21 protein-coding genes and 1 other RNA gene are annotated in these 21,809 nt (G+C 63.9%); 8 read left to right on the forward strand and 14 right to left on the reverse strand.

Going from position 1 to position 21,809, the window contains the following annotated elements; translation table 11 throughout:
- Positions 1–12: 12 nt before the first annotated feature.
- The 5 genes from IQ25_RS10075 to IQ25_RS10095 all read right to left on the reverse strand — a co-directional run bounded on the left by IQ25_RS10075 (position 13) and on the right by IQ25_RS10095 (position 3,547).
- Positions 13–792, reverse strand: coding sequence for an SDR family oxidoreductase (locus IQ25_RS10075; protein WP_144905359.1), 780 nt, complete (start codon positions 790–792; stop codon positions 13–15).
- Positions 793–863: 71 nt separating this feature from the next.
- Positions 864–1,406: an NUDIX hydrolase gene (locus IQ25_RS10080; protein WP_144905361.1), complete on the reverse strand. Its 543-nt coding sequence runs from the start codon at positions 1,404–1,406 to the stop codon at positions 864–866.
- Positions 1,403–2,086: a TPM domain-containing protein gene (locus IQ25_RS10085; RefSeq protein WP_144905363.1), complete on the reverse strand. Its 684-nt coding sequence runs from the start codon at positions 2,084–2,086 to the stop codon at positions 1,403–1,405. Before IQ25_RS10085 ends, IQ25_RS10080 begins: the two co-directional genes overlap by 4 nt.
- Positions 2,086–2,919: a TPM domain-containing protein gene (locus IQ25_RS10090; protein WP_258537002.1), complete on the reverse strand. Its 834-nt coding sequence runs from the start codon at positions 2,917–2,919 to the stop codon at positions 2,086–2,088. The genes IQ25_RS10085 and IQ25_RS10090 overlap by 1 nt, the downstream gene beginning before the upstream one ends.
- Position 2,920: 1 nt before the next feature.
- Complete coding sequence (locus IQ25_RS10095; protein ID WP_118073238.1) at positions 2,921–3,547, reverse strand: LemA family protein; 627 nt, start codon at positions 3,545–3,547, stop codon at positions 2,921–2,923.
- 131 nt (positions 3,548–3,678) lie between these two features.
- Between IQ25_RS10095 and mscL the strand changes: the two genes are divergently transcribed.
- A complete protein-coding gene (gene mscL, locus IQ25_RS10100; RefSeq protein ID WP_276509789.1) occupies positions 3,679–4,152 on the forward strand; it encodes a large conductance mechanosensitive channel protein MscL in 474 nt (157 codons plus the stop codon).
- Between the two features lie 200 nt (positions 4,153–4,352).
- Positions 4,353–4,721: a transfer-messenger RNA gene (ssrA, locus tag IQ25_RS10105) on the forward strand.
- A 59-nt stretch (positions 4,722–4,780) separates the two neighbouring features.
- Here ssrA and IQ25_RS10110 read toward each other — a convergent pair.
- From IQ25_RS10110 to IQ25_RS10130, 5 genes are all read right to left on the reverse strand, one after another.
- Complete coding sequence (locus tag IQ25_RS10110) at positions 4,781–5,026, reverse strand: hypothetical protein (protein WP_144905367.1); 246 nt, start codon at positions 5,024–5,026, stop codon at positions 4,781–4,783.
- Positions 5,027–5,175: 149 nt separating this feature from the next.
- On the reverse strand, positions 5,176–6,441 hold the full coding sequence (locus IQ25_RS10115; protein ID WP_144905369.1) for an N-succinylarginine dihydrolase: 1,266 nt from the start codon (positions 6,439–6,441) through the stop codon (positions 5,176–5,178).
- A 9-nt stretch (positions 6,442–6,450) separates the two neighbouring features.
- Complete coding sequence (locus IQ25_RS10120; protein WP_144905371.1) at positions 6,451–7,488, reverse strand: arginine N-succinyltransferase; 1,038 nt, start codon at positions 7,486–7,488, stop codon at positions 6,451–6,453.
- Complete coding sequence (locus IQ25_RS10125; RefSeq protein WP_144905373.1) at positions 7,485–8,693, reverse strand: hydrolase; 1,209 nt, start codon at positions 8,691–8,693, stop codon at positions 7,485–7,487. The genes IQ25_RS10120 and IQ25_RS10125 overlap by 4 nt, the downstream gene beginning before the upstream one ends.
- A gap of 62 nt (positions 8,694–8,755) precedes the next feature.
- A complete protein-coding gene (locus tag IQ25_RS10130; RefSeq protein ID WP_118073242.1) occupies positions 8,756–9,283 on the reverse strand; it encodes a type 1 glutamine amidotransferase domain-containing protein in 528 nt (175 codons plus the stop codon).
- Between the two features lie 117 nt (positions 9,284–9,400).
- Here IQ25_RS10130 and parC point away from each other — a divergent pair, with 117 nt between their 5' ends.
- The 3 genes from parC to IQ25_RS10145 all read left to right on the forward strand — a co-directional run bounded on the left by parC (position 9,401) and on the right by IQ25_RS10145 (position 13,247).
- On the forward strand, positions 9,401–11,686 hold the full coding sequence (gene parC, locus IQ25_RS10135; RefSeq protein ID WP_144905375.1) for a DNA topoisomerase IV subunit A: 2,286 nt from the start codon (positions 9,401–9,403) through the stop codon (positions 11,684–11,686).
- A gap of 147 nt (positions 11,687–11,833) precedes the next feature.
- Entirely contained in the window at positions 11,834–12,391 is a 558-nt protein-coding gene (locus tag IQ25_RS10140) for a DUF3885 domain-containing protein (RefSeq protein WP_144905376.1), read from the forward strand.
- Between the two features lie 82 nt (positions 12,392–12,473).
- Entirely contained in the window at positions 12,474–13,247 is a 774-nt protein-coding gene (locus IQ25_RS10145; protein ID WP_144905378.1) for an SDR family NAD(P)-dependent oxidoreductase, read from the forward strand.
- A gap of 8 nt (positions 13,248–13,255) precedes the next feature.
- Here IQ25_RS10145 and IQ25_RS10150 read toward each other — a convergent pair whose 3' ends face one another.
- Positions 13,256–15,292, reverse strand: coding sequence for a protein-disulfide reductase DsbD family protein (locus IQ25_RS10150; protein WP_144905380.1), 2,037 nt, complete (start codon positions 15,290–15,292; stop codon positions 13,256–13,258).
- Between the two features lie 121 nt (positions 15,293–15,413).
- Here IQ25_RS10150 and IQ25_RS10155 point away from each other — a divergent pair, with 121 nt between their 5' ends.
- The 3 genes from IQ25_RS10155 to IQ25_RS10165 all read left to right on the forward strand — a co-directional run bounded on the left by IQ25_RS10155 (position 15,414) and on the right by IQ25_RS10165 (position 19,054).
- Positions 15,414–17,093, forward strand: a complete 1,680-nt coding sequence (locus tag IQ25_RS10155; RefSeq protein WP_144905382.1) for an alkaline phosphatase family protein — start codon at positions 15,414–15,416, stop codon at positions 17,091–17,093.
- Positions 17,090–18,307 carry a UbiH/UbiF/VisC/COQ6 family ubiquinone biosynthesis hydroxylase gene (locus IQ25_RS10160; protein ID WP_144905384.1) on the forward strand — a complete coding sequence of 406 codons (1,218 nt, stop codon included), beginning with the start codon at positions 17,090–17,092 and terminating at the stop codon, positions 18,305–18,307. The genes IQ25_RS10155 and IQ25_RS10160 overlap by 4 nt, the downstream gene beginning before the upstream one ends.
- 222 nt (positions 18,308–18,529) lie before the next feature.
- Positions 18,530–19,054 carry a hypothetical protein gene (locus IQ25_RS10165; protein ID WP_144905386.1) on the forward strand — a complete coding sequence of 175 codons (525 nt, stop codon included), beginning with the start codon at positions 18,530–18,532 and terminating at the stop codon, positions 19,052–19,054.
- 128 nt (positions 19,055–19,182) lie between these two features.
- Here IQ25_RS10165 and IQ25_RS10170 read toward each other — a convergent pair whose 3' ends face one another.
- From IQ25_RS10170 to hemC, 3 genes are all read right to left on the reverse strand, one after another.
- A complete protein-coding gene (locus tag IQ25_RS10170; RefSeq protein WP_258537003.1) occupies positions 19,183–20,067 on the reverse strand; it encodes an MICOS complex subunit MIC60 in 885 nt (294 codons plus the stop codon).
- 77 nt (positions 20,068–20,144) lie between these two features.
- Complete coding sequence (locus IQ25_RS10175) at positions 20,145–20,837, reverse strand: uroporphyrinogen-III synthase (RefSeq protein ID WP_144905389.1); 693 nt, start codon at positions 20,835–20,837, stop codon at positions 20,145–20,147.
- Positions 20,834–21,769, reverse strand: coding sequence for a hydroxymethylbilane synthase (gene hemC / locus IQ25_RS10180; protein WP_144905392.1), 936 nt, complete (start codon positions 21,767–21,769; stop codon positions 20,834–20,836). The genes IQ25_RS10175 and hemC overlap by 4 nt, the downstream gene beginning before the upstream one ends.
- Positions 21,770–21,809 lie beyond the last annotated feature (40 nt).

Raw genomic sequence — 21,809 nt, forward strand, 5'->3', positions numbered from 1 at the left:
GCAAAGCAAGCCTCACATCGCCGAAATCCCGCCGTCGAGCTTCAGCTCTGCCCCGGTCATGAAGCGGCTCTCGTCGCTGGCGAGGTAGAGCACGCCCGCTGCGATATCGTCCGGCTCGCCCACGCGCCCCAGCGGGATCTGGCGGGCGAGCTTGCCCATGACCACGTCCTTGTCGATGTTGGCGTTGGTTGCGATCCCGTCCAGGATCGGGGTGTCGACGAATGTCGGATGCACCGAATTGCAGCGCACATCCCAGCCGCGCTTGGCGCAATAGAGCGCGACCGACTTGGTCAGCATCCACACTGCGGCCTTGCTGGCGTTGTAACCCGGCATGGTGTCCGACGCGATCAGCCCGGCGATCGAACTGATGTTGACGATCGAGGCGGGCTGGCTGTCGCGCAGCAGGGGCAGGGCCTTCTGGCAGCCCAAGAATACGGAATCGACGTTGATCGCGAAGCCGCGATGCCATTCCTCCAGCGTGCAGGTCTCGATATTGCCGCGCACGCCCACGCCCGCGTTGTTGACCAGCACCGATAGCCCGCCGAGCTTTTCTGCGGCGAGGGCCATCGCCTTGTCCCAGTCGTCCGCGCTCGTCACGTCATGGCGCATGGCAAACGCCGTGCCTGTACCCAGCTCTGCATTGATCGCCTCGGCCTGCTTGGCCGCGCCATCGCCGTTGATATCGGTTAGCAGAACCTTCGCGCCTTCGCGCGCCAGCATCCAGGCATGCGCTGCGCCGAGCCCTTGCGCCGCACCCGTAACAAGTGCCTTCTTGCCCTGAACCCTGCCCATCGCCTCACTCTCCTGCTTTCCGTTTGCGTCAACGAAGCAAGTTGCGGGCGATCACGCAAGTCTTGGGAAGATCAGGCCATGATCCCCGGCGCGAGCAGCAGCAGCATCCGCACGTCGATTGCATAGCCTTCTGCACGCTTGGCTGCGAGGAAGCTCTCGATTTCCGTAAGGGCAACCCGGTGCACGGTGATGCCTTCGCCTTCTACACCGCCGCCCTCGGAAACTTTTTCCAGATCATGCGCGCGGAACAGCGTGAAGGCCTCTGTCACCATCCCCGGCGAGGAATGGAACTCGCCCAATGATTCGATGCGCCCCGGACGGTATCCCGTTTCTTCCTCGAGCTCGCGTGCGGCAGCGTCGGCAGGATCTTCGTTCTCCGCACCCGCCTCGTCACCAATCAGCCCGGCAGGAAGCTCGATGCACGGACGCCCGAGCGGTACGCGGAACTGCTCCACCAGCAGCACATGCCCGTCCTCGATGGCGAGGATCACCGCGGCCTTGATGTTGCGGTTGCGCGAGACGTATTCCCACCGCCCGCGCGTCTTGGCGACGATGAAGCGGCCTTCCCAGCGCACCTGCTCGGGATGGTCGCGATATTCTTCTTCGAGACTCATACTTCGATCAACCTGTCCGGTAACTCGTTCACATCGTCGGCCGAACGCGGAAAATGCTCAGCAAGAACCTTGCCGACCTCGGTCACAGCCGCCGCCATCCCCTGCGCCATCTGCCCCTGCCGCAGCGGATCGAGCATTGCCTTCATTGCGTGGCCCCAGGTTTCGGGGGATACCTTGGAAGCAATCGCTGCATCGGCGATGATTTCGGCGCGATGCTCGGCAAGGCTGAGGTAGATCAGCACACCAGTATGCCCGGTGGTGCGGCTTTCGGCACCGACACGAAAGCATGTCAGCGCCCGCTCGCGCACACGGGCATTGCGCACCCGTCGTGGTGTCAGCCACAGGCCGAGCGGCGTGAAGCGCATAAGCAGGTACATGGCTCCGAACTTGAGCGACATGACGGTCAGCGCCAGCCCTAGCACCGCACGAGGCGTCCATTCGAACGCCCACAGCCCCAGCACCCGCTCGATCATCGGCAGATAGAACCCGGCAAACATGTCCAGCACGGCCAGCGCCACGACGGCCGCCAGCGCGCTCCAGACCAGAGCCACGTCGCGATAGGAATCAGAACGGGGCGTTACGATCGTCACGATCTCGCCCGCACTCTGCGCTTCGGCTGCGGCCACGGCATCGGAGACAATCTTGTGCTCAGCTTCGTTCATCTGCACGAGCTTGCCCATCACCAATCCCCCGAAGCGCCGCCGCCGTCGAAGCCGCCGCCACCGCCACCAAATCCGCCAAAGCCACCGCCGCTGCCCCAATCGGAACCGCCACCGCCGCCCCATCCGCTTGAATGACGGTTGTCCGAAGCGGCACGGGCGATCTCGCTTATGCCCCACAACACGATACCGGGATCAATCCCGCTGCGACGTTGCGAATAGCCACGCTTGCGTCGGCCAAAAATGCCAATGATTACTACGATCAGCACGACCCAGAAGATTGAACTGCCGATGGACGAGCCAGCTTCGCCCTCGCTTCGTGAAGCGGCCTTTGCAGCCTCTGCGATTGCCTTTGCATCGGCGGGGTCGCGGTTCAATTGCGCGATGATCTGGTCGACACCGTCGTTGATGCCGCCAGCATAGTCTTCCGCCTTGAACTTGGGTGCAACGTTATCGCGAATGATACGTCCTGCGAGGACGTCTGGCAGCCGTTCCTGCACACCGCGCGCTGCGTGAATGCGCATTTTGCGCTCGGTCGGTGCTACAAGAAAAAGTATCCCCTGCTCGGTCTTGGCACCGCCAATGTCCCAAGTCTCAGCAAGCTGCTGGGCGTAATCCGCGACATCCATGTTTTCCAGCGACTTTACCGTCGCCACGATCACTGCCCGACCTGTCTGCGCGTTGTAGGCCGAAAGCTTCTGCACCAGAGCAGCCTCTTCGGCATCCGGAATGATGTTTGCCTGATCAAGCACAGGCCCCGCAGGCCGCGCCGGCATGGCCGCCTGCGCTGCTCCCGCCATCAGCAGAAGCAGCAGCGAGACAGTTTGCCAGAAAACCCGCAACTGGCGGGTCACGTCACTTGCCCGACGCAGCAGGCGCCGGGGCATTCATGTCAAAGTTCACCGTTGGTGCCACTTCCGATCCGGCCGCGGCCTTGAACGGAACCATCGGCTTGGCCCCATGGATCAGCTTCGCGCCGATGGCATCAGGGAAGGTGCGGATCGTGGTGTTATAGGCCTGAACCGCCTCATTGTAGCGCGTGCGGCTCACATTGATGCGGTTCTCGGTGCCTTCAAGTTGCACCATCAGGTCGGCAAAGCGTGCCTGGCTCTGCAACTGCGGATAGTTCTCCACCACCGTGCGCAGCTGTCCCAGCGCCTGGGTCAACTGGTTCTGCGCATTCTGGAATTTCTCGAACTCGGCAGGGTTCGAAAGATCGTCGGTGGTGATGTTGATCGAAGTGGCAGCGGCGCGAGCGTTGGTCACATTCGTCAGGATCGTCGTTTCCGAAGCTGCCGCACCCTTGGCCGTGGCGACAAGGTTCGGGATCAGGTCGGCACGACGCTGGTAGGAGCTTTCGACGTCGGCCCAGCGCGCCTTGGCCTCTTCCTCGGCGGCAGGAACCGAGTTGATCCCGCATGCTGAAAGGCTGGCGGCGGCAACGGTGGCGAATGCGATCTGCGTAAAGCGGGTAGCGGCCATCGACGTAAGTTCCCCTTTGGATGATGCAGCAGAGATAGCGGTCCGCCGAAACGGTTCAAGTATCCCCGGTACTGCAACCGATTGGCACTTGTCGCGTTCCGCGCACAATGGCAACCAACGGAAAAGGGATCATGGTTAATCAGGACGTGAAGGGGGAAGTGCTGGGCATGTTTGGAGAGTTCAAGAAATTCATCGCGCGCGGCAACGTGCTCGATCTCGCGGTCGGCGTGATCATCGGTGGCGCGTTCGGCAAGATCGTGACCTCGCTGACCGAAAGCGTGATCATGCCAGTTGTTGGCTGGATCACCGGCGGTGTAGATTTCACCCGCTACTTCATTCAGCTTGGCCCGGTCCCGGCAGACTTCAAGGGCGATGCCAACAGCTACGTCGATCTCAAAGCCGCTGGCGTGCCGATGATCGGTTATGGCGATTTCATCACCCAGGCGGTCAATTTCGTGATCGTCGCGTTCATCATCTTCCTGCTGGTAAAGGCGATCAACAAGGCCTTCGAAAAGCCTGCCGAGGAAGCACCTGCCGCGCCCGCCGGGCCGACCGAGGTCGAACTGCTCGTCGAGATCCGCGATGCGCTGAAGGCGAAGGGCTGATCGGTCTACACGACATTCCTACGCTCGTCATTCCGGCGAAGGCCGGAATCCATAACCTCTCGCCGGAGTGCGTCACTCGAGCAAATGGACCCCGGCCTGCGCCGGGGTGACAGACCGGGGCAGGTTGTGGCCACGGCGCCCCGGCGAAGGCCGGGGCCCACTCCGCCAGCGTCACAATGCAGCCGCAGATCGTTGCTGCCCCCCTTTTCATTTGCCGCGCAGTCCCTATATCCACCTCTGCCGGTTTCGACCGGCTATGGTGATAAACTGCGGCGTGCAATAGGCACAGCGGACCCGGGGGCGGTACCCGGCGGCTCCACCATCACTACCGTGTTCTTCGGGATGCGGGCCTTGTTGTCGCAAGGGTGTTGATGGGGCCGAACTAGGATCGACGTGTGTTGAAAAGCGCTGTTTTTGCCCGGGCTGAGTAACCCGTTCAAGGCTCAAAACTCACAAGTGCCAACGACAACGAAGCACTTGCTCTCGCTGCATAATTCTAGGGGCTAACGCCCTGAAGTTATAAGGTTAGAGCACGGTTCGGACCGAACCGGGTAACAGAATCGGAAACCGGGGGCTGGGGGCGAGCCTAGCAACAGAATCGCCCTATTCATCTTGAATGCCGCTGGCCTTATTCCTCGATGGCCGCCTCGAGCTCCTTCAATCGCTGCTCCATGCGCAGCGAGTCCAGGATCTTCGCGCCTCCGATGAACACTGCACCCGTTGCTGCCAGAAACAGCAACTTGCCGCCAAATCCGGGATATTGCCCAAGGTATGCCTGACCACGCTCCACCGCGCCCAAGGCCAGCGCAAAGATCACCGCGAACGCTTCGAAGCGGGTCTTGATGATGAACAGGCGGCCGACCTTGCGAAGCATCCGGATACAATTCCTCTTGTTTGCAGAATCACGTCGCAACGATCGTGCCAGATCATGAAATGCTGGCAACAGTCTGGTTAATCCAATCTTCACTGTAAAGTGAGGCGACAACCTGCAACGAGCTCGACATCAAGGAAACGCCCCGAGGCTCAGGCGAGTTCCGGCAGCGCTAGGGCTTCGAGCAACGCTGCCCTTGCCTTGATCACGCTGCGGGCGAGGGATTCGCTCCCGATATCAGCAGGATCAATCTGTTCGGGCCAATGCTCGCTAACGACCTGTTCGACCAGCACGAGCTTCGCCTCATTCAGCAGGAAGCGCGGATCGACGGTGGCAGGATCTGCGACAACTCGCAGGCGCAGGCACGCAGGCCCTCCGCCATTGGCCATTGACTGGCGCACGTCCACAGGAAGCACACGGCGGATCGGCCCGTTCGAGGCGACATGGCCCTCCAGCCAGCTCCGCACCGAAGGTGTCTCCCAGGCTTCGAGCGGGATCACGAGGCCCATCTCGCCGCTCGGCAAGGTCAGGAGCTGCGCGTTGAACAGGTAGCTCCTGATTGCATCGCCAAGGCTGACGATGCTGGCCGACACCACCACAATTTCGGCCTCGGGAAGCCGCTCGCGGATCGCAGCATAAGTACCTTCGGGATCGGCAAAGGCCTGTTCGTGGGTGAACAGCACGCGCTCGTTGGCCACTGCCACAACGTCGTTGTGGAATGCCCCTGCGGCAATCGCCTCGCTCGCCTGTTCGACGAACAGACAACGCTCTGGATTCAGCCCATGCAGACGTGCCACAGCTCTGCTTGCCTGTTCGTGCTGGCGCGCGGGGAAAGCGCCCCCGGTCGTGCCATAGACGAAGATCTCCAGCCCGGGCACATCATGGCTGGCGCACATGCGCATGTGGTTTGCCGCGCCCTCGTCACCAAAGCACGGCGGCACCGCATCGTGCACTTCAAATGACTGGTTGTTGGCAAAGGCGAGGCGCAGCTGGCGCACGGTATCCGGCCATTCCTGCGAACGGTGCGGCATCGTTACCAGGTTCGCCGCGGTCAGATGGCAGCGCCCGTCCACCGTGTCGGGCGCGGGGCTGACCGTCGCGGCATTGGCCGTCCACATTGACGACGCCGACCATGCCGCCGCACGCAGGCGTCGCTGCACGCCATCACTTTCGTCAATGTTTTCAAGACCGAGGGCCTTCAGCAACACGGGATTGGGTCGGGGCAGAGGTGTAAACAGCCCCTGCGTCAGGCCAAGCGCTATGTTGTGGCGCATCTTGCCCAGTCCCTGCAGCGCGGCGGCGCGGGGGTAGGAAACCTCGCCCGCATTGTTGGCCGAAGCAAGGTTGCCGAGGCTGAGGCCGGCATAGTTGTGGCTTGGGCCGACAAGGCCGTCGAAGTTGATCTCAACGAGAGGCATGTTTCTTCCTTAGCGGCCCACGAACCAGACCATGTCGCCCACGCTCACGCCCAGCGCGGCGGCGGCTACGGGATCGAGCGTCAGGCCCTCATCGGTAACCGCAATTTCGGCGAAAGTGCAGCGATAGTCGGCGAGCGTTCCGGTCGCGACCAGCGCTTTCGTCACGCTGCCGCTGCCCTCTGGCGCGCGGATGTGCGCCACCTGTGCCTCTTTTGCTTCGCAGATCGAGCGGACGCGATCGGTCCTCGCGGTCATCGTCGGGCCGCCGTCGAAGATGTCGACATAGCCTTCATAGGCAAAGCCTTCCTCCTCCAGCATCCTCATCGCCGCGCGGCCCGAGGGGTGGGGCAGGCCGATGGCGGAGCGCGCGGTTTCGGGCAGCATCGCGATATAGACCGGGTGCTTGGGCATCAGGTCGGCGATGAACTGGTTGCCGTTGATCGCGTTGAAATAGTCCGCTTCCTGGAAACTCATACCGAAGAAGCGCCCCGCCACGCCGTCCCAGAACGGCGATCCGCCGCGTTCGTCGATCACCCCGCGTAGCTCGGCCAAGATCTTGTCGCCAAAGCGTTTTCTGTGCATCGCGATGAACAGGTAGCGGCTGCGGGCGAGCAGCATGCCAAGGCCACCGGCGCGTTCCGAGGGATGGAGGAACAGCCCGCCCACTTCGCTCGATCCTTCAAGGTCGGTGACGAGATTGAGCATCTCGGCGCGGAAGGTACGGCCAAGTTCTTGAGAATGCTGGGTAAGCGTGGCCATCCTGTAGGAATAGAAGGGCCACTGGTGGCCGACCGAGGTGAAAATCTGCGCCGTTCCGCGCACTTCTCCGGTGGCGGTGTCTTCCAGCACCAGAACGAAAAGTTCGTCCTTCGGGTTCCTCGGATCGCCTTCCTCCGAATTGCCGTAAGCCTCTGATGCACGAGCCAATTTTGCAGTCAGAGCCTTGCGGTCGGGGGGCAGGTTGGTGAAGCCGCCGCCGGTGAGCTTGGCCATTTCGTAGAGCGGTTGCAGGTCGCTCGCGCGGGCGGCGCGGATGCGGAATGTCATTGATTTCCCCCGGAAAGTCTATGCAGGACGAGCGCGGACAAGGCGGCGCGTTCGGCCAGGGATGGCACGATCAGGAACTCCTGATCCGAATGGATCGCCCCGCCGCGCACGCCCATGGTATCGACCACAGGCACGCCGCAGGCCGCGATATTGTTGCCGTCACAGACCCCGCCCGAGGTCTGCCAACGTATTGTCTGGCCAAGAGATTCGCCACATTCGCGGACGAGTCCGAACAGGCTTTCGGCTTCTTTCGTGAGAGGTTTGGGCGGCCGCGAGACGCCGCCGTGGAGGTGGATTCCAACCTCGTGCAACTCTTCGAGACTCTGCACCAACTCTCGCAGACTCTCCATGAACTCTACCGCAAATCTCGGCAGCCGAGGCCGAACATTGAAGCGCAGAATGGCATGATCGGGGACGACGTTGTTCGCGCTCCCCCCATCGATCTTCGCCGGGTTGATCGAGAGCCCATCGCGCTCCAGATTCTTGAGCTTCAGCGCCATGTCCGCCGCCGCGATGATTGCGTTGCGTCCGTCCTGCGGATTGCGACCGGCGTGGGCCGAGCGGCCCTTGATGACCGCGCTGTAGTTGCCGCTCCCGGGCCGCTCTCCTGCGAGCGTGCCATCGGGCAGGGCGGAAGGTTCATAGGTCAGCGCCGCCGCCTTGCCCTGCGCCAGCTCGGCGATCAGGGGAGCGGAGGAGAGGCTGCCGGTTTCCTCGTCGGAATTGATCAGCACGTCATAGCCGACCGCGGCGGCAGCGGGGCTGTTCTCGAAGACCCGCAGCGCTGAGAGGATGACCGCGAGGCCGCCTTTCATGTCCGCAACGCCGGGGCCGTTCAGCGTTTCGGCATCGAGCCAGCGCAACGACTGGAAAGGGTGGGGCGGCGCGAAGACGGTGTCCATGTGGCCGGTGAGCAAGTAGCGCCGGGGCGCTTGCGGCCGGACCGAGAGGACAAAGTGCGCGCCGTTTGCAGTTTCGACGGCGCGACCGTCTGCGGAGATGGCGGTGACGGGGGCGGGATCGACCTTGCGGATTTCGCCGGGCAGCGTGGCGAAGGCATTGGCGAGCATGTCCCACTGCGCGGCGAGGCCTGCAAGGTTGCCGGTGCCGGTGTTGAGCGGGCACCACGCCTCCACCTGCGCAAGCATGGCGGCGGCATCTATCCCCCCGATCAGTTTGTGTTCTGTATGGTCAAGCTGTTTCATCTGATACGACCGTAGCGGTTCCCGAGGGCCGGGTGAACCCCCGGAAACCGCGACAGGGCGTATCAGTCGTCGGTCAGCATATCGATCAGGGCTTTGGAGAAGGCGGGGATGTCATCCGGCATGCGGCTGGTGATGAGGTTGCCGTCGACGACGACTTCCTCGTCCACCACATCGGCGCCGGCATTGGCGAGATCGGTGCGGATCGAGGGCCAGGAGGTGACGGTGCGGCCGTCTACGATGTCGGCTTCGGCAAGCAGCCAGGGCGCGTGGCAGATTGCGGCGATCGGCTTGTCGAGATCGTCGAAGTCGTTGACGATGTCGATCGCGCGGTCGTCCATGCGCAGGATGTCGGGGTTCATCTGGCCGCCGGGCAGCAGCAGCGCGTCGTATTCCTTGGCGTCCACCTCATCGAGGGTGATGTTGACTGCAACGGCATCGCCCCAGTTCTTGTCCTTCCAGCCGGTGATGGAGCCGGTCTTGAGGCTGGCAACGACGGTTTCGAAACCGGCATCTTCCAGCGCCTTCTTGGGGCCTTCGAGTTCGGACTGCTCGAATCCGTCAGTCGCGACGATCAGCACGCGCTTGGTCATGGGGTTCTCCTTTTGGGGAATCGGGTTGGCATTGGCCCGTCCCTGCTAGAATTGCCGGGGACTGCTGCGGTTCCATGACTTTCGCTCCGGTGATCGCGTTGCTACGACGTTCCGGCCATGGTCACCGATACGACAGAACCCGATCCGTTCGACGCAATCGTCGATGCCCCGTTCGATTCCGCGCTGTCGGAACGATACCTCGTCTATGCGCTGAGCACGATCACCGCGCGGTCGTTGCCCGATCTGCGCGACGGGCTGAAGCCGGTCCACCGCCGCCTGCTCTGGGCGATGCGGCAGCTGAAGCTCAACCCCACCGATGCCTTCAAGAAGTCGGCGCGCGTGGTGGGCGATGTGATCGGCAAGTATCACCCGCATGGCGATTCCAGCGTCTATGACGCGATGGTTCGCCTCGCGCAGGACTGGTCGCTGCGCTATCCGCTGGTCGAAGGGCAGGGCAACTTCGGCAATATCGACGGAGATAATGCCGCCGCCTACCGCTATACCGAAGCGCGCCTGACCAAGACGGCAATGCAGCTGATGGCGGGGCTTGATGAAGGCTCGGTCACCTATCATCCCACCTATAACGGTGAGGACGAGGAGCCGGAGATATTCCCCGGCCTGTTCCCGAACCTGCTGGCCAACGGGTCCAGCGGCATCGCCGTGGGCATGGCGACCAACATCCCGAGCCACAACGTGGCCGAGATCATCGATGCCACGCTGCTGCTGATCGACAATCCCGGCGTTGAGCACAGCCAGTTGATGGAAGTGTTCCACGGGCCGGACCTGCCGACGGGCGGCATCGTGGTTGATAGCCCCGCGGTTATCTCCAACGCCTATGAAACCGGGCGCGGATCGATCCGCGTGCGTGGGCGCTTCTCCACGGGCCGCGACGATGCGGGCAACTGGGAAGAGAGCGGCATCGAAAAGCTGGGCGCCGGACAGTGGCAGCTGGTCGTCTCCGAAATTCCCTACATGGTGCAGAAGAGCAAGCTGATCGAACAGATCGCGCAGCTCATCGCCGACAAGAAGCTGCCGATCCTCGAGGACATCCGCGACGAGTCCGACGAGCAGATCCGGCTGGTGCTGGTCCCCAAGAGCCGCAATGTCGATCCAGATCTGCTGAAAGAGTCGCTCTACCGGCTGACCGATCTGGAAACGCGGTTCGGCCTGAACCTCAACGTGCTGGATTCGCGCCGCACGCCCGGTGTGCTGGGGCTGAAGCTGGTGCTGCAGGAATGGGTGTTCAGCCAGATCGACATCCTGCTGCGCCGTTCGCAGCACCGGCTGGACAAGATCGCCAACCGGCTTGAGCTGCTGGGCGGTTATATCATCGCCTACCTCAACCTTGACCGGATCATCGAGATCATCCGCACCGAGGACGAGCCCAAGCCGGTAATGATGGCCGAGTTCGAGCTGACCGACCGGCAGGCAGAAGCGATCCTCAACATGCGGCTGCGGTCCTTGCGCAAGCTGGAGGAAATGGAGCTGCGCAAGGAGCGCGATGCGCTGTTGGCCGAGCAGGAGGAGCTGCAGAAGCTGCTCGACAGCCCGGCCCGCCAGCGCACGCGATTGAAGCGCGATCTGAACGCGCTGCGCAAGGATTACGCCGAGGACACCGTGCTCGGGCGGCGGCGCACGACGATTGCCGAAGCCGCGCCGACGCGTGAGTTCAACATGGACGCGATGATCGAGAAGGAGCCGGTGACGGTGATCCTTTCAGCCAAGGGCTGGATCAGGGCGGCCAAGGGGCATGTGGCGCTTGATGGCGACTTCAAGTTCAAGGAAGGCGATGGCCCCGCCTTCGCACTGCACTGCCAGACCACCGACAAACTGTTGGTGGCGGTGGACAACGGGCGGTTCTACACGCTGGGCGCTGACAAGCTGCCGGGTGCGCGCGGCTTTGGCGAGCCGATCCGCACGATGGTCGACATCGATCCAGAGGCGCAGATCATCAGCTTGGTGATCTACAAGCCCAAGGGCCAGCTGCTGCTGGCGGCCAACACCGGGCGTGGCTTTGCCGCCGAGATGGACGAGCTGCTGGCCGAAACGCGAAAAGGGCGCGGCGTGGTTTCGACCAAGCCCGGCGTGAAGCTTGCCGTGGTGCGCGAGATTGCGGCGGAGCACGATCACGTCGCGGTGATCGGCGAGAACCGCAAGCTGGTGATCTTCGCGCTTTCCGAAGTGCCGCTGCTCGCCAAGGGACAGGGCGTGACGCTGCAGCGCTACAAGGACGGCGAGATGGCCGACGTGATCACTCTGCGGCTGGAGGACGGGCTTTCGTGGGCCATGGGCGGCGATTCAGGGCGCACGCGGGTGGAGAAGGACCTGCTGCCGTGGAAGGTTGCGCGTGGGGCTGCAGGTCGGCTGCCACCGAACGGGTTTCCGCGGGATAACAGGTTTTGAGGTCGCGGAGATGTTCCCTGCACTGAACTCCCGAACTTCGTCACCCCGGGCTTGACCCGGGGTGACGGGTTTTATGGTGTCGATGTTCCTTAGTGAACGGCTGGAACGGGGTGGAAAAGAAACACATCTCTGCGTACCCGTGACCGAATGGATACCACAGGCATCGTAGACCCCCGAGAGTTCTGGCTGGACTGGGACAAGCATCACAAAGGGCGTCAACCACTGGGGTATGTGCTCCGGCAAGACGGCTCTCTTCCATGGGTGCGCTTTCATGCGTTGCCCGCCTCGAAGAGGTATGCCGAGACCGAGCAGGAGTCCGGCATCATCCTGTCCCGCGGGAACACACTCGCGAGTGCAATGCTCGAACCGTCGCAGAAGTGCTGGATCATCTCGTCAAGGTGCGACGGTGAGGCCGGACTGGGTGTTCCAGCTGGTGGGTGGACAGAAGATGAAAGTGATCCGGAGAGCTTGGTATGGAAGTTCTTTATCCGCGACGAAGCGTGGGCAAACGGCAAGTTCGATGACGCACTGAAGGATTTGGCCAACGATGCCGGTCCCTACGTTACATGGTTCGAGCCGGAGAAAGGACGGATCTATGCGCCATACGACGGTGGCTTCGATCTCTTTCCAGCATCGTTAGAAGAAGCTCAGGCACTCAAGGTCCGGTTCTCGGACTGGCTGTCAGACCGTGAGGATGGCCTATAGCTGAACGTCTGCCATGGCGCGCCTTCACCCTTGCACCGCTTAAGCAATCGGTTAAATGCTGCGTCTCCAAAGGAGATGCTTCATGGATACCCCACGCTATTCGCTTGAAGGCCGCGTTGCGCTGATTACCGGGGCTTCGTCCGGGCTGGGGGCGCGATTTGCGCGGATTTATGCGGCGGCAGGCGCGGCGGTTGTCGTCGGGGCGCGGCGGGTGGAGCGGGTGTCGGCTCTGGCGGACGAGATCGTGGCAGGCGGCGGCAAGGCTCTGGCCGTGGCGCTCGACGTGACCGACGAGGCCTCGATCATTGCGGCGTTCGATGCGGCTGAGGCCAGTCTCGGCGTGCCAGATGTGGTGGTGGCCAATGCCGGGATCGTCGAGGCGGGGCGTTCGATCGATATTGCTGCCGAGGCGATGCGCCGCGTGGTCGATACCAATTTCAACGGCGTGTACCTGACCGCGCGCGAAGGGGCGCGGCGGATGATCGCGGCGGGATCGAAGCAGTCGGAGAAGGGGCGGATCATCCTGACCGGTTCGATCACCGCGCAGATGACCGCGACCGGCGACCCGGCATATGCCGCGACCAAGCTGGCGGTCCAGCACCTCGGGCGGCAATTCGCGCGCGAGTGGGCGCGGCTGGGGATCAACGTCAACGTGATCCAGCCGGGCTATATCCGCACGGAGATCGATGGCGAGTGGTTTGACAGCGAAGGCGGCAAGGCGCAGGTCGCCTCGTGGCCGAGGAAGCGCCTGACCGAGATTTCAGCGCTCGACGACATGATGCTGTTCTTCGCCTCGGACGCTTCGCGGCAGGTGACGGGCACGTTCATCTCTGTGGATGACGGGCAAAGCCTTTAGGCTCGACTTTACTCCCCGACCAAGTCGACCAGCATGTCCTTGGTGAGGACCTGCGGCAACTGGCGGGGCTCTCCGCCGCCGTTGGGATACCACAGGTACAGCGGAATGCCCGCCGCGCCCTGGCTTGAGAGGAAGCGCGTGATCTTCGGGTCGCGCCGCGTCCAGTCACCGCGCATCACGATCACGCCGCGCAGGCGGAAGGCGGCGTTGGTGGCGCTGGTCTCGATCGCGACCTTTTCGTTCACCTTGCACGACAGGCACCAGTCGGCGGTGAAATAGAGGAAGATCGGCATGTGATTGCTGCGGGCCTGCGCAAGTGCCGTCTCGTCGAACGGTACCGAGCCAAGCAGGTCCTCTTCGGTGCTTGTCACGGGGGCGGGGGGCGGCAGGCCTGCCACTCCGCCGACGATGATCAGCGCCGCGATTGCGGCCAGCACGCCGATGGGCCTGCTCTTGCGCTGGGTGATGCCGATGGCGGCTAGCGTCGCCAGCAGGATCACGGCCATCGCTACGGCAACCGCAGTGTACTGCGGCCCGCCAAGGCGCCACGTCAGCCATCCCAAGCCAAGCGCCGTCAGGCCCATCGGCAGGGCCATGAAGCGGCGGAACAAATCCATCCACTTGCCGGGCTTGGGCAGCAGGCGGCGCAGGGCGGGGACGAAGCCGAGCGCGAGGAACGGCAGGGCAAGGCCAAGGCCGAGCGCCGCGAAGACGCCGAGCGCGGCCCATGTCGGCAGAATGAGCGCCGCGCCCATCGCAGCGGCCATGAAGGGGCCGGTGCAGGGCGTGGCGACGAAGGCGGCAAGGAGGCCCGTGCCGAACGCGCCGGACTTGCCAGCGCCACGCTCCACCGAAAGGCCGGGCAATTCGTAGAGCCCGGCGAAGTTGGCAGTGATTGCCACGGCCAGCAGCAGCAGGACGGCGACGACGCCCGGCTCCTGCAACTGGAACGCCCAGCCGACCTGCTCTCCCCCTGCGCGCAGGGCGAGCATGACGCCGCCGAGCAGCAGGCAGGCGAGGACCACGCCTGCGGTATAGGCAAGGCCTTCGGCGCGGGCGTCATGGGAATTGCCGCGTGCCAGAGCCAGCGCCTTGAGGCTGAGGATCGGGAAAACGCAGGGCATCACGTTCAGCACCAGCCCGCCAAGGAACGCGCCGAGCAGGGCAAGGCCCAGCGTGGCCATGGAGAACGTGCCTTCGCCGCCGAGTTCGGTGCCGCCACTCGGCACGGCTCCGGGGGCGGAGGTGAAAGCGATTCCGCCTGCGTCCTTGCCCATGGCGAGCACGCCTTCGACCGAGGTGGCAGGGCCGGGGCTCTTGGCCAGCGGCACTTCGACGACGAGCGTATCGCCGTTGCGGAAGAAGCGCTGGGGTGCGGCGTAGTCGATCAGGCGCTCTGTCTTGAGGAACAGGTGCGGCGTTTCGAGCGTGGCCGAGGCGGGGAAGGGCAGGGCGAGGCGCAGGGTCTTGCCCGCCAGTGCGAAGGTGCCGGGGCGGTCGAGCGGGGCGGGCAGCGCGGCGCGCCATGCTTCGAATCGAGCGTCATTGGCACCGCTGCCGACAGTGATCGTCCCCTGAAGTTCGGCGCGTTCGGGCACGCAGATCTCGTTGGTGCAGACCAGCCACTGCGCCTTCACGCTGATGGGCAGGAGCGTGCCGGGGGTGGCGTCGGCCGGGAGCTTGAACGACACGAGCACGGCGTATTCGTGTTCATAGACATGGTTCATCAGGCCCTGGATCACCAGCGTTTGCGGAACGGGAAACTGCATTGCGCCGGTGCTGGCGCCCTTGGGCAGGGTCCAGTCGAGGGTCAGGCCGTACCCTGCATCGCCGGGGTTGGACCAGTAGCCGTGCCAGCCTTTCTCGGGCTGCATCAGCAGTGCGAGCGTCACGGTACCGCCGGGCTGCGCCGGACCTTCGGCGACGAGGCTTGCCTGCATGTGATTGGGCGCGGCCTGTGCCGGGGCGAGGGACAGCCACAACGCCGTCACAAACATCGCTATGATGCGCAAGGTCTTGATCCCGGCCATTTCGCGTATCGGCATCTCGGGCGTCACCGGTCCCAAATGGCCCCTTGAACGGGAGCGCTGGCGGGGCCATGCGTAGCGCTCTTGGGCGTCCTACGGCTGGCCTTCCCTCAAGTCCATAGCACGTGCCCACAGGAGTATGTTTCGCGTGAAAAGCCTTTCCCGTTACGCCGCCGTTCTGCTGGCTTGTGCCGCCCCCGTCGTTTCCGTTTTCGCGCAGGATGGAGCGCCTGCCGTGAGCCAGCAGGTTCCGGCCGGAGCGCCCAAGCTGATTGTGGCGATCTCGATCGACCAGTTCTCGGCCGACATCTTCGCGCAGTATCGCCAGCGCTTCACCGGCGGCTTTGCACGGTTGACGCAAGGGGCGGTGTTCCCGGCAGGCTTCCAGAGCCACGCGGCAACCGAGACCTGCCCCGGCCACTCGACGATCCTCACCGGCAACCGCCCCGCGCACACCGGGATCATCGCCAATTCGTGGATCGACCAGAGCGTCACCACAGGCCCGAAGGTCGTCTATTGTGCCGAGGACGTTTCGAAGCGCACGGCAGGATCGAAGGACTATGTCGCCTCGCCGGTGCATCTGCTGGTGCCGACGCTGGGCGAATGGATGAAGAAGGCCAATCCGGCGGCGCGGAACATTGCCGTTTCGGGCAAGGATCGTGGCGCTCTGATGATGGGCGGTCACGATATCGATCAGGTCTATTGGTGGAAGGGCAAGCAGTTCGTCACGCTTGCCGGGCGCGAGCTTGGGGCCACGGCGGTGGCTGAGAATGCCGAGATCGACAAGCTGCTGGCCAAGGGCGCACCTGCATTCCCTCTTCCGGCATGGTGCGGACGGCAGGACCGCGCCGTGCAGGCGGGCACCGCAACGGTGGGGACAGGACGCTTTGCGCTGAAGGCCGGCGAGGGGGACCAGTTCCGCGTCTCGCCCCGGCTTGATCGGGCGACGCTCGATCTCGCGGTAAAGCTGGTGGACGAACAGAAGCTGGGCAAGAATTCGGTTCCAGATATCCTCGCAGTCAGCCTTTCTGCCACTGATTATGTCGGCCACGCCACCGGCACCGAGGGTGCGGAAATGTGCATTCAGCTCACCCAGCTCGATATGGCACTGGGCGATTTCTTCGCCAGCCTCGACAAGCGCGGGATCGATTATGTCGTGGTGCTGACCGCCGACCATGGCGGGTTCGACCTGCCTGAGCGTCTGCACGAACAGGCGCTGGAAAAGTCCGCTCGGGTGAACAGCGCAGTCTCGCCCGAGGCACTCTCGGCAACGCTCGGCAAGAAGTACGGGCTTGAGGCCAAGGGTCTGATCCTGTCCGACGGGCCTTCGGGCGATTACTGGCTGCGCCGTGACCTTGACCCCGGCACAAAGGGCAAGCTGGTGGACGATGCCAAAGCGCTGCTCGAGGCTGATCCGCAGGTCGAGGTGGTGCTGAGCGCCGCCGAAATCGCCGCGACGCCGATGCCAACCACCTCGCCCGAGACCTGGACCCTGGCCGAACGCGCACGCGCTTCGTACAACCCGTTGCATTCGGGCGATTTCGTGGTGTTCCTCAAGCGTGGCGTGGTGCCGATTCCGGCGCCGCGTGCGGGCTATGTCGCCACGCATGGCAGCCCGTGGGACTATGACCGCCGCGTGCCGATCCTGTTCTGGCGCAAGGGCATGACCGGGTTCGAACAGCCCAGCGGCGTGGAAACGGTGGACATCGCGCCTTCACTTGCGGCATTGATCGGCCTCAAGATCCCCCAAGGTGCATTTGACGGGCGCTGCCTCGATCTGGATGGTGGCACCGGCAATACGTGTGGAGCGGTCAAGTGAACGAACTGAATGCCGATGTCGTGATTCTTGGCGGTGGCCTGGTGGGCATGACGCTCGCCATCGGCCTCGCCAAGGCGGGGATCACCTCTCACGTCGTCGACAATTCCGATCCTGCGGCGCAGACCGCCGAAGGTTTTGACGGGCGCGCTTCGGCGATCTCCACCGCCAGCTGGAACCTCTACACCAACCTCGGCATGGCGGAGGACCTTGCGCCCAAGGGCTGCCCGATTGCATCGATCGCGGTGACCGACGGGATGAAGCCCGGGCGGATCGATTTCCAACCGGGCGAGGCAGATGGCTCGCTGGGGCGGATGTACGCCAACCGGGATCTGCGCATCGCGATGTATGGCGTGGCGGCGCGGGAAGAGGCGATCACCTTCCACCCCAACAGCCACGTCGTCGCCCGCGAACGCGGTGAGCATGGGGTGGCGGTGACGCTCTCCGATGGCCGCGTGCTGAAAGGGCGGCTGATGGTCGCCGCAGAAGGGCGCAAGAGCCCGACGCGCGACGAAGCCGGGTTCACCCCCGCCAAGTGGGACTACGGCCACCGCGCGATCATTGCAGGCCTCACCCACGAGAAGCCGCACGGTAACGTGGCGTGGGAAGTGTTCTATCCGGCAGGCCCCTTTGCGCTGCTGCCGCTGCTGGATGAAGGCGGCAAGCACCGCTCGGCGCTGGTCTGGACCGTGGCCGAAAAGGACGCCGCCGCCGTGTTGGCAATGCCCGAGGCGATGTTCCTGAACGAGGTTGCCAGCCGCATGCACGGCATCTTCGGCAAGATTGAGCTTGCCAGCCCGCGCTCGTCCTATCCGCTCAACTTCCACCACACCGCGCGGATCGTCGAGGACCGACTGGCGCTGGTCGGCGATGCCGCGCACGGCATGCACCCGATCGCGGGGCAGGGCCTCAACGTCGGCCTGCGCGATGTGGCGGCGCTGGTCGAGGTATTGTCGGACGGGTTGCGGCTGGGGCTGGACGTGGGCGATGCGCAACTCCTCGCCCGCTACGAACGCTGGCGCGCGGCCGATACCTTCATGGTGGCGACGGCGACCGACGTACTCACCCGCCTGTTCGGCATCCCCGGCAAGCTGCCCTCTGCAGTCCGACGTCTCGGCATGGCAGGCGTCCAGCGCGCCGCGCCGCTCAAGCGCTGGTTCATGGACGAAGCGCGCGGGATGAGCGGGGATCTGCCGAAGCTGCTGCGCGCGGCGTGATTGGGGGACTAACCCGATCAACCGCCACTTCCTGTTTCGTCATCCCGGGCTCGACCCGGGATCCCGCTGTTCTCTTGGCCGAGCGTTGAAGAAGAGAAGCGGGGTCCCGGATCGAGTCCGGGACGACGGGTTTTGGGAACTCACTGCCGAGGGCTGAATGGCAGGAATGGGGTGGTTAGCTGCCAGTATACGCTCCAATCTCCTTGTGCGCCGACAATAAGCATGGTTTTTGAGAATATGCGCTTCAACGTCACGCAACACGGATGCATGCTGGCTCTTGCCCTTCCATTTGCGATTTTGCTGTTAATAGCTGGACCAGTTAATTGGGGGCTGCGCTACCAAAGCTGGTCTCAGCTTTCCAAAGATAAACTCATCCAATCCGCGAACTCGTATATCGCGAACCGCGCACCGGGCAACGGTGCCTGCCTTTTCGCAGTTGAATGTAAAAGTGGCCGAGCCCGCCTAAAATTAATCAAGTCAATGAAAGATTGGGACTTCGAGGCGTCCAAGCAGATCGCTTGGGATCGTAAGTTTGACGGTATCTGCCAAGGTCTTACTGCAAACTTCGCATTAGAATTGGCAAACGACAATCCGCAAAGTCACAATACCTACGAGGGCAGCAGACGCGCTGTTTGGTCTTTTTACAATGATAAGTTCGTTCCCACCAGAACTCGCTTAGGATTTGCAGCATTTAGCGAGGCTGAAACTGAGACTTGCGTAAACTCATATTCGGTCACAACGCCATAAAAATCAAAACCTAATCACCAATTTCGTGGGTTGAACAATGTCCGCAATGGCGTCGTGTCCTGAACGGCAGCTCTTGGTGTGAAAAACGGAAAAGCGGACTGTGCTTTCCACCCCTGACACTAATCACCTCAAACCTCCGGCGTAGACCCCGCCGGTGGCAGTGGTGGCACCGCAGGTGATGCGCTGGCTGTCGGCGCGGGCATCACCGTCTGCGCAGGCGCGCTGACGGGTTGCGCGCCCATCAGGGCTGCGGCTTCCAGTTGGTCCAGCGCGCGTTGGGCGGTCATGTAGTCGCGGGCGCGGGTTAGCCAGTCTGCGGCGGCGTCGTGGCCGGGCATCTTTTCGACTTCGGCGACGGCAGCTTCAACCTTGCCGCCTGCAAGGAAAGCGCGGGCGCGTTCGAGCCTGCGTTCGGGCGCTGGGGAGGGCGAATCGTCGTGGCGGATCACGAAGAGGTCGGCCACTTCGCGGCTGAGCCAGTCCCACGTGCCTTCGTCGGCGCGGCCACCTGCAAGCGTGGGGGCAAGCAGTTCGAACTGTTCGCCAAGCTGGCTGAGCGTGACCGGCATGGCCCCGGCGGCAATGACCTTGTCGACCGCCGCACCCTGCGTGGTGCCGAAGCGGGCGCGCAATTGCCCCTCGATCCAGCCGAGTGGCTGGCCGCGCTCCAGCGCACGGCGGGCGGCAAAGGCAAGGAGCAGCGATTCGGCGTGGGTGGCGTTGCCCGATGCGGCGATGGCCTGCTGGTTCAGTTCGGCAAGGCGCTGTTCGAGCACGGCGACCTTGGCGGCGGTACTGTCAATCTGCGCGTCGATCTGGGCCTGCGTGGCAGCGACCTCGGCGGCGGTGGCGCTGGGCGATGGCGGGGTGGTGGGCGAAGTGACGAGCTGGGGGATTCCCGAATCGCCCATCTGCACATCGATCAGTCCGTTGCGCCAGCCGAGCCATGCAGCGCCCGCTGCGCCTGCGAGCAGGCATCCGGCGACGATGGCGGCAACAGAGCGCGCGCCCAATCCGCTTCGTTGCGCACTCCCACGCGGATTATATCCGAGATCCTGCATCCTTTTTCGCTTGTCCTGTCGCCCCGAAGTCACACTGTCTGGCACATTCGCCGGGCAGTTTCCAGCAACATGGCATCCGTTCTTTCCGGCGCGGTGGCGATGGACGCCCAACCTGCTCCGGCCATGGATGCTATGCGCGGTGCGAGGCAAGCGAGGTGGAGTGACTCTCGCGGAATTTCAAGCCTTTGACACTCGTCGGCGAAATGGCGGGCCGCTTCTCCGGAATGGAGGAGCACCACTGCCCCTTGGCACAGAATGTGCGCCAAGGCACCGCGAACAGGTGATCTGCGCGCCGCATAAGCAACCGCAGTCTCGATTCGCACGCCCTCTGGCGGGGTGAGATCGACCCGGTCCTCGCCAGCGATTCGCAGGTAGGATCCCGGCGGCAGTTCGGCGACAACCGGCTGCAATCCCCCCTCTCCGATGCGCGATACGGTGAAGCCTGCGTCGATGGCAGCCTGCGCGGTTGTGGCACCCACCGCGATGACCGGGACGGCGCGCACTGCCGCAAGCTTGTCCCCGCCATGGCGGAACACGTTGGCGCTGCCCGCAAGGATCGCATCGAACCGGCCTTCCGGCACCTGCCACGGCAGCGGGGCAACGTCGAACAGCGGGAAACCTGCAGGTTCAAGCCCCAGCGCGCGGGCCGCTGCGCACGTGGCGGCGTTGCCCGGTTCCGGACGGATGACGACGAGCGGCAGTGGCGCTCCGGGCCCGCTCATTCGCCGGAGAAATGCACCGTCACGGATTCGGGTGCCGCTGCCAGCAACCGGTGGGCGAGGCGGCGGGGGCCTTCGCTGTCTGCCGGAGCGAACGTCTCGCTGGCTTCGACGCGCTCGGCCCCGTCGGGGCTGTAGATCGCGGCACGCAAGGTGAGCGAGCTTTCGTGCGTGGTGGTCAGCACCGCGATCGGGCTGTGGCAATTGCCGCCCAGCGCTGCGAGCAGGGCGCGTTCAGCCAGCACCGCATCGTGTGTCTCGCGGTCATCGATAGCGCAGAGCCAGGCGCGCACGGCCTCGTTCGCGGCAAGGCATTCGATGCCGATGGCGCCTTGTGCCGGAGCGGGCAGCCATTCGAACTGCGACAGCGGCGTGCCGACGCCGGTCTCGCCAAGGCGTTGCAGGCCAGCAGCGGCAAGCAAGGTCACGTCCGCCTCACCCGCCTGCAGCTTGGCTAGGCGCGTGGCGACATTGCCGCGGAAGCCGACGATGGTCAGATCGGGCCGGGCGTGGAGCATCTGTGCGGCGCGGCGCGGCGCGCTGGTGCCGACGCGCGCACCGGGCAGGATGGCATGGATGGAGGCCGCACCCACCAGCACGTCGCGCACGTCGGCGCGGGGAAGGACGGCGGCGATGGAGAATTGTTCAGGCCGGATCGTCTCTACGTCCTTCATCGAGTGGACGGCAAAGTCGATCTCGCCTTCGAACAGCCAGGCGTCGAGCTCCTTGGTCCACAGCGCCTTGCCACCGATCTCGGCCAGCGGGCGGTCTAGGATCTTGTCGCCACTGGCGGTGACGGGGACGATCTCGACCATGTCGTGCGTCCAGCCGTGGGCGGCGCAGAGGCGATCGCGGGTCTCTTCAGCCTGCGCCATCGCAAGCGGGGAGCGGCGGGTTCCGAGCCTTAGCGGCTTCTGGGGCGTTGCAGTGTTCATGCTTTGCTTGCCGTAACGGGGATTATCACTAGAGGAAAGC

Origin of the sequence: Novosphingobium taihuense (assembly GCF_007830315.1) — a bacterium.
Classification (GTDB): Bacteria; Pseudomonadota; Alphaproteobacteria; order Sphingomonadales; family Sphingomonadaceae; genus Novosphingobium; species Novosphingobium taihuense.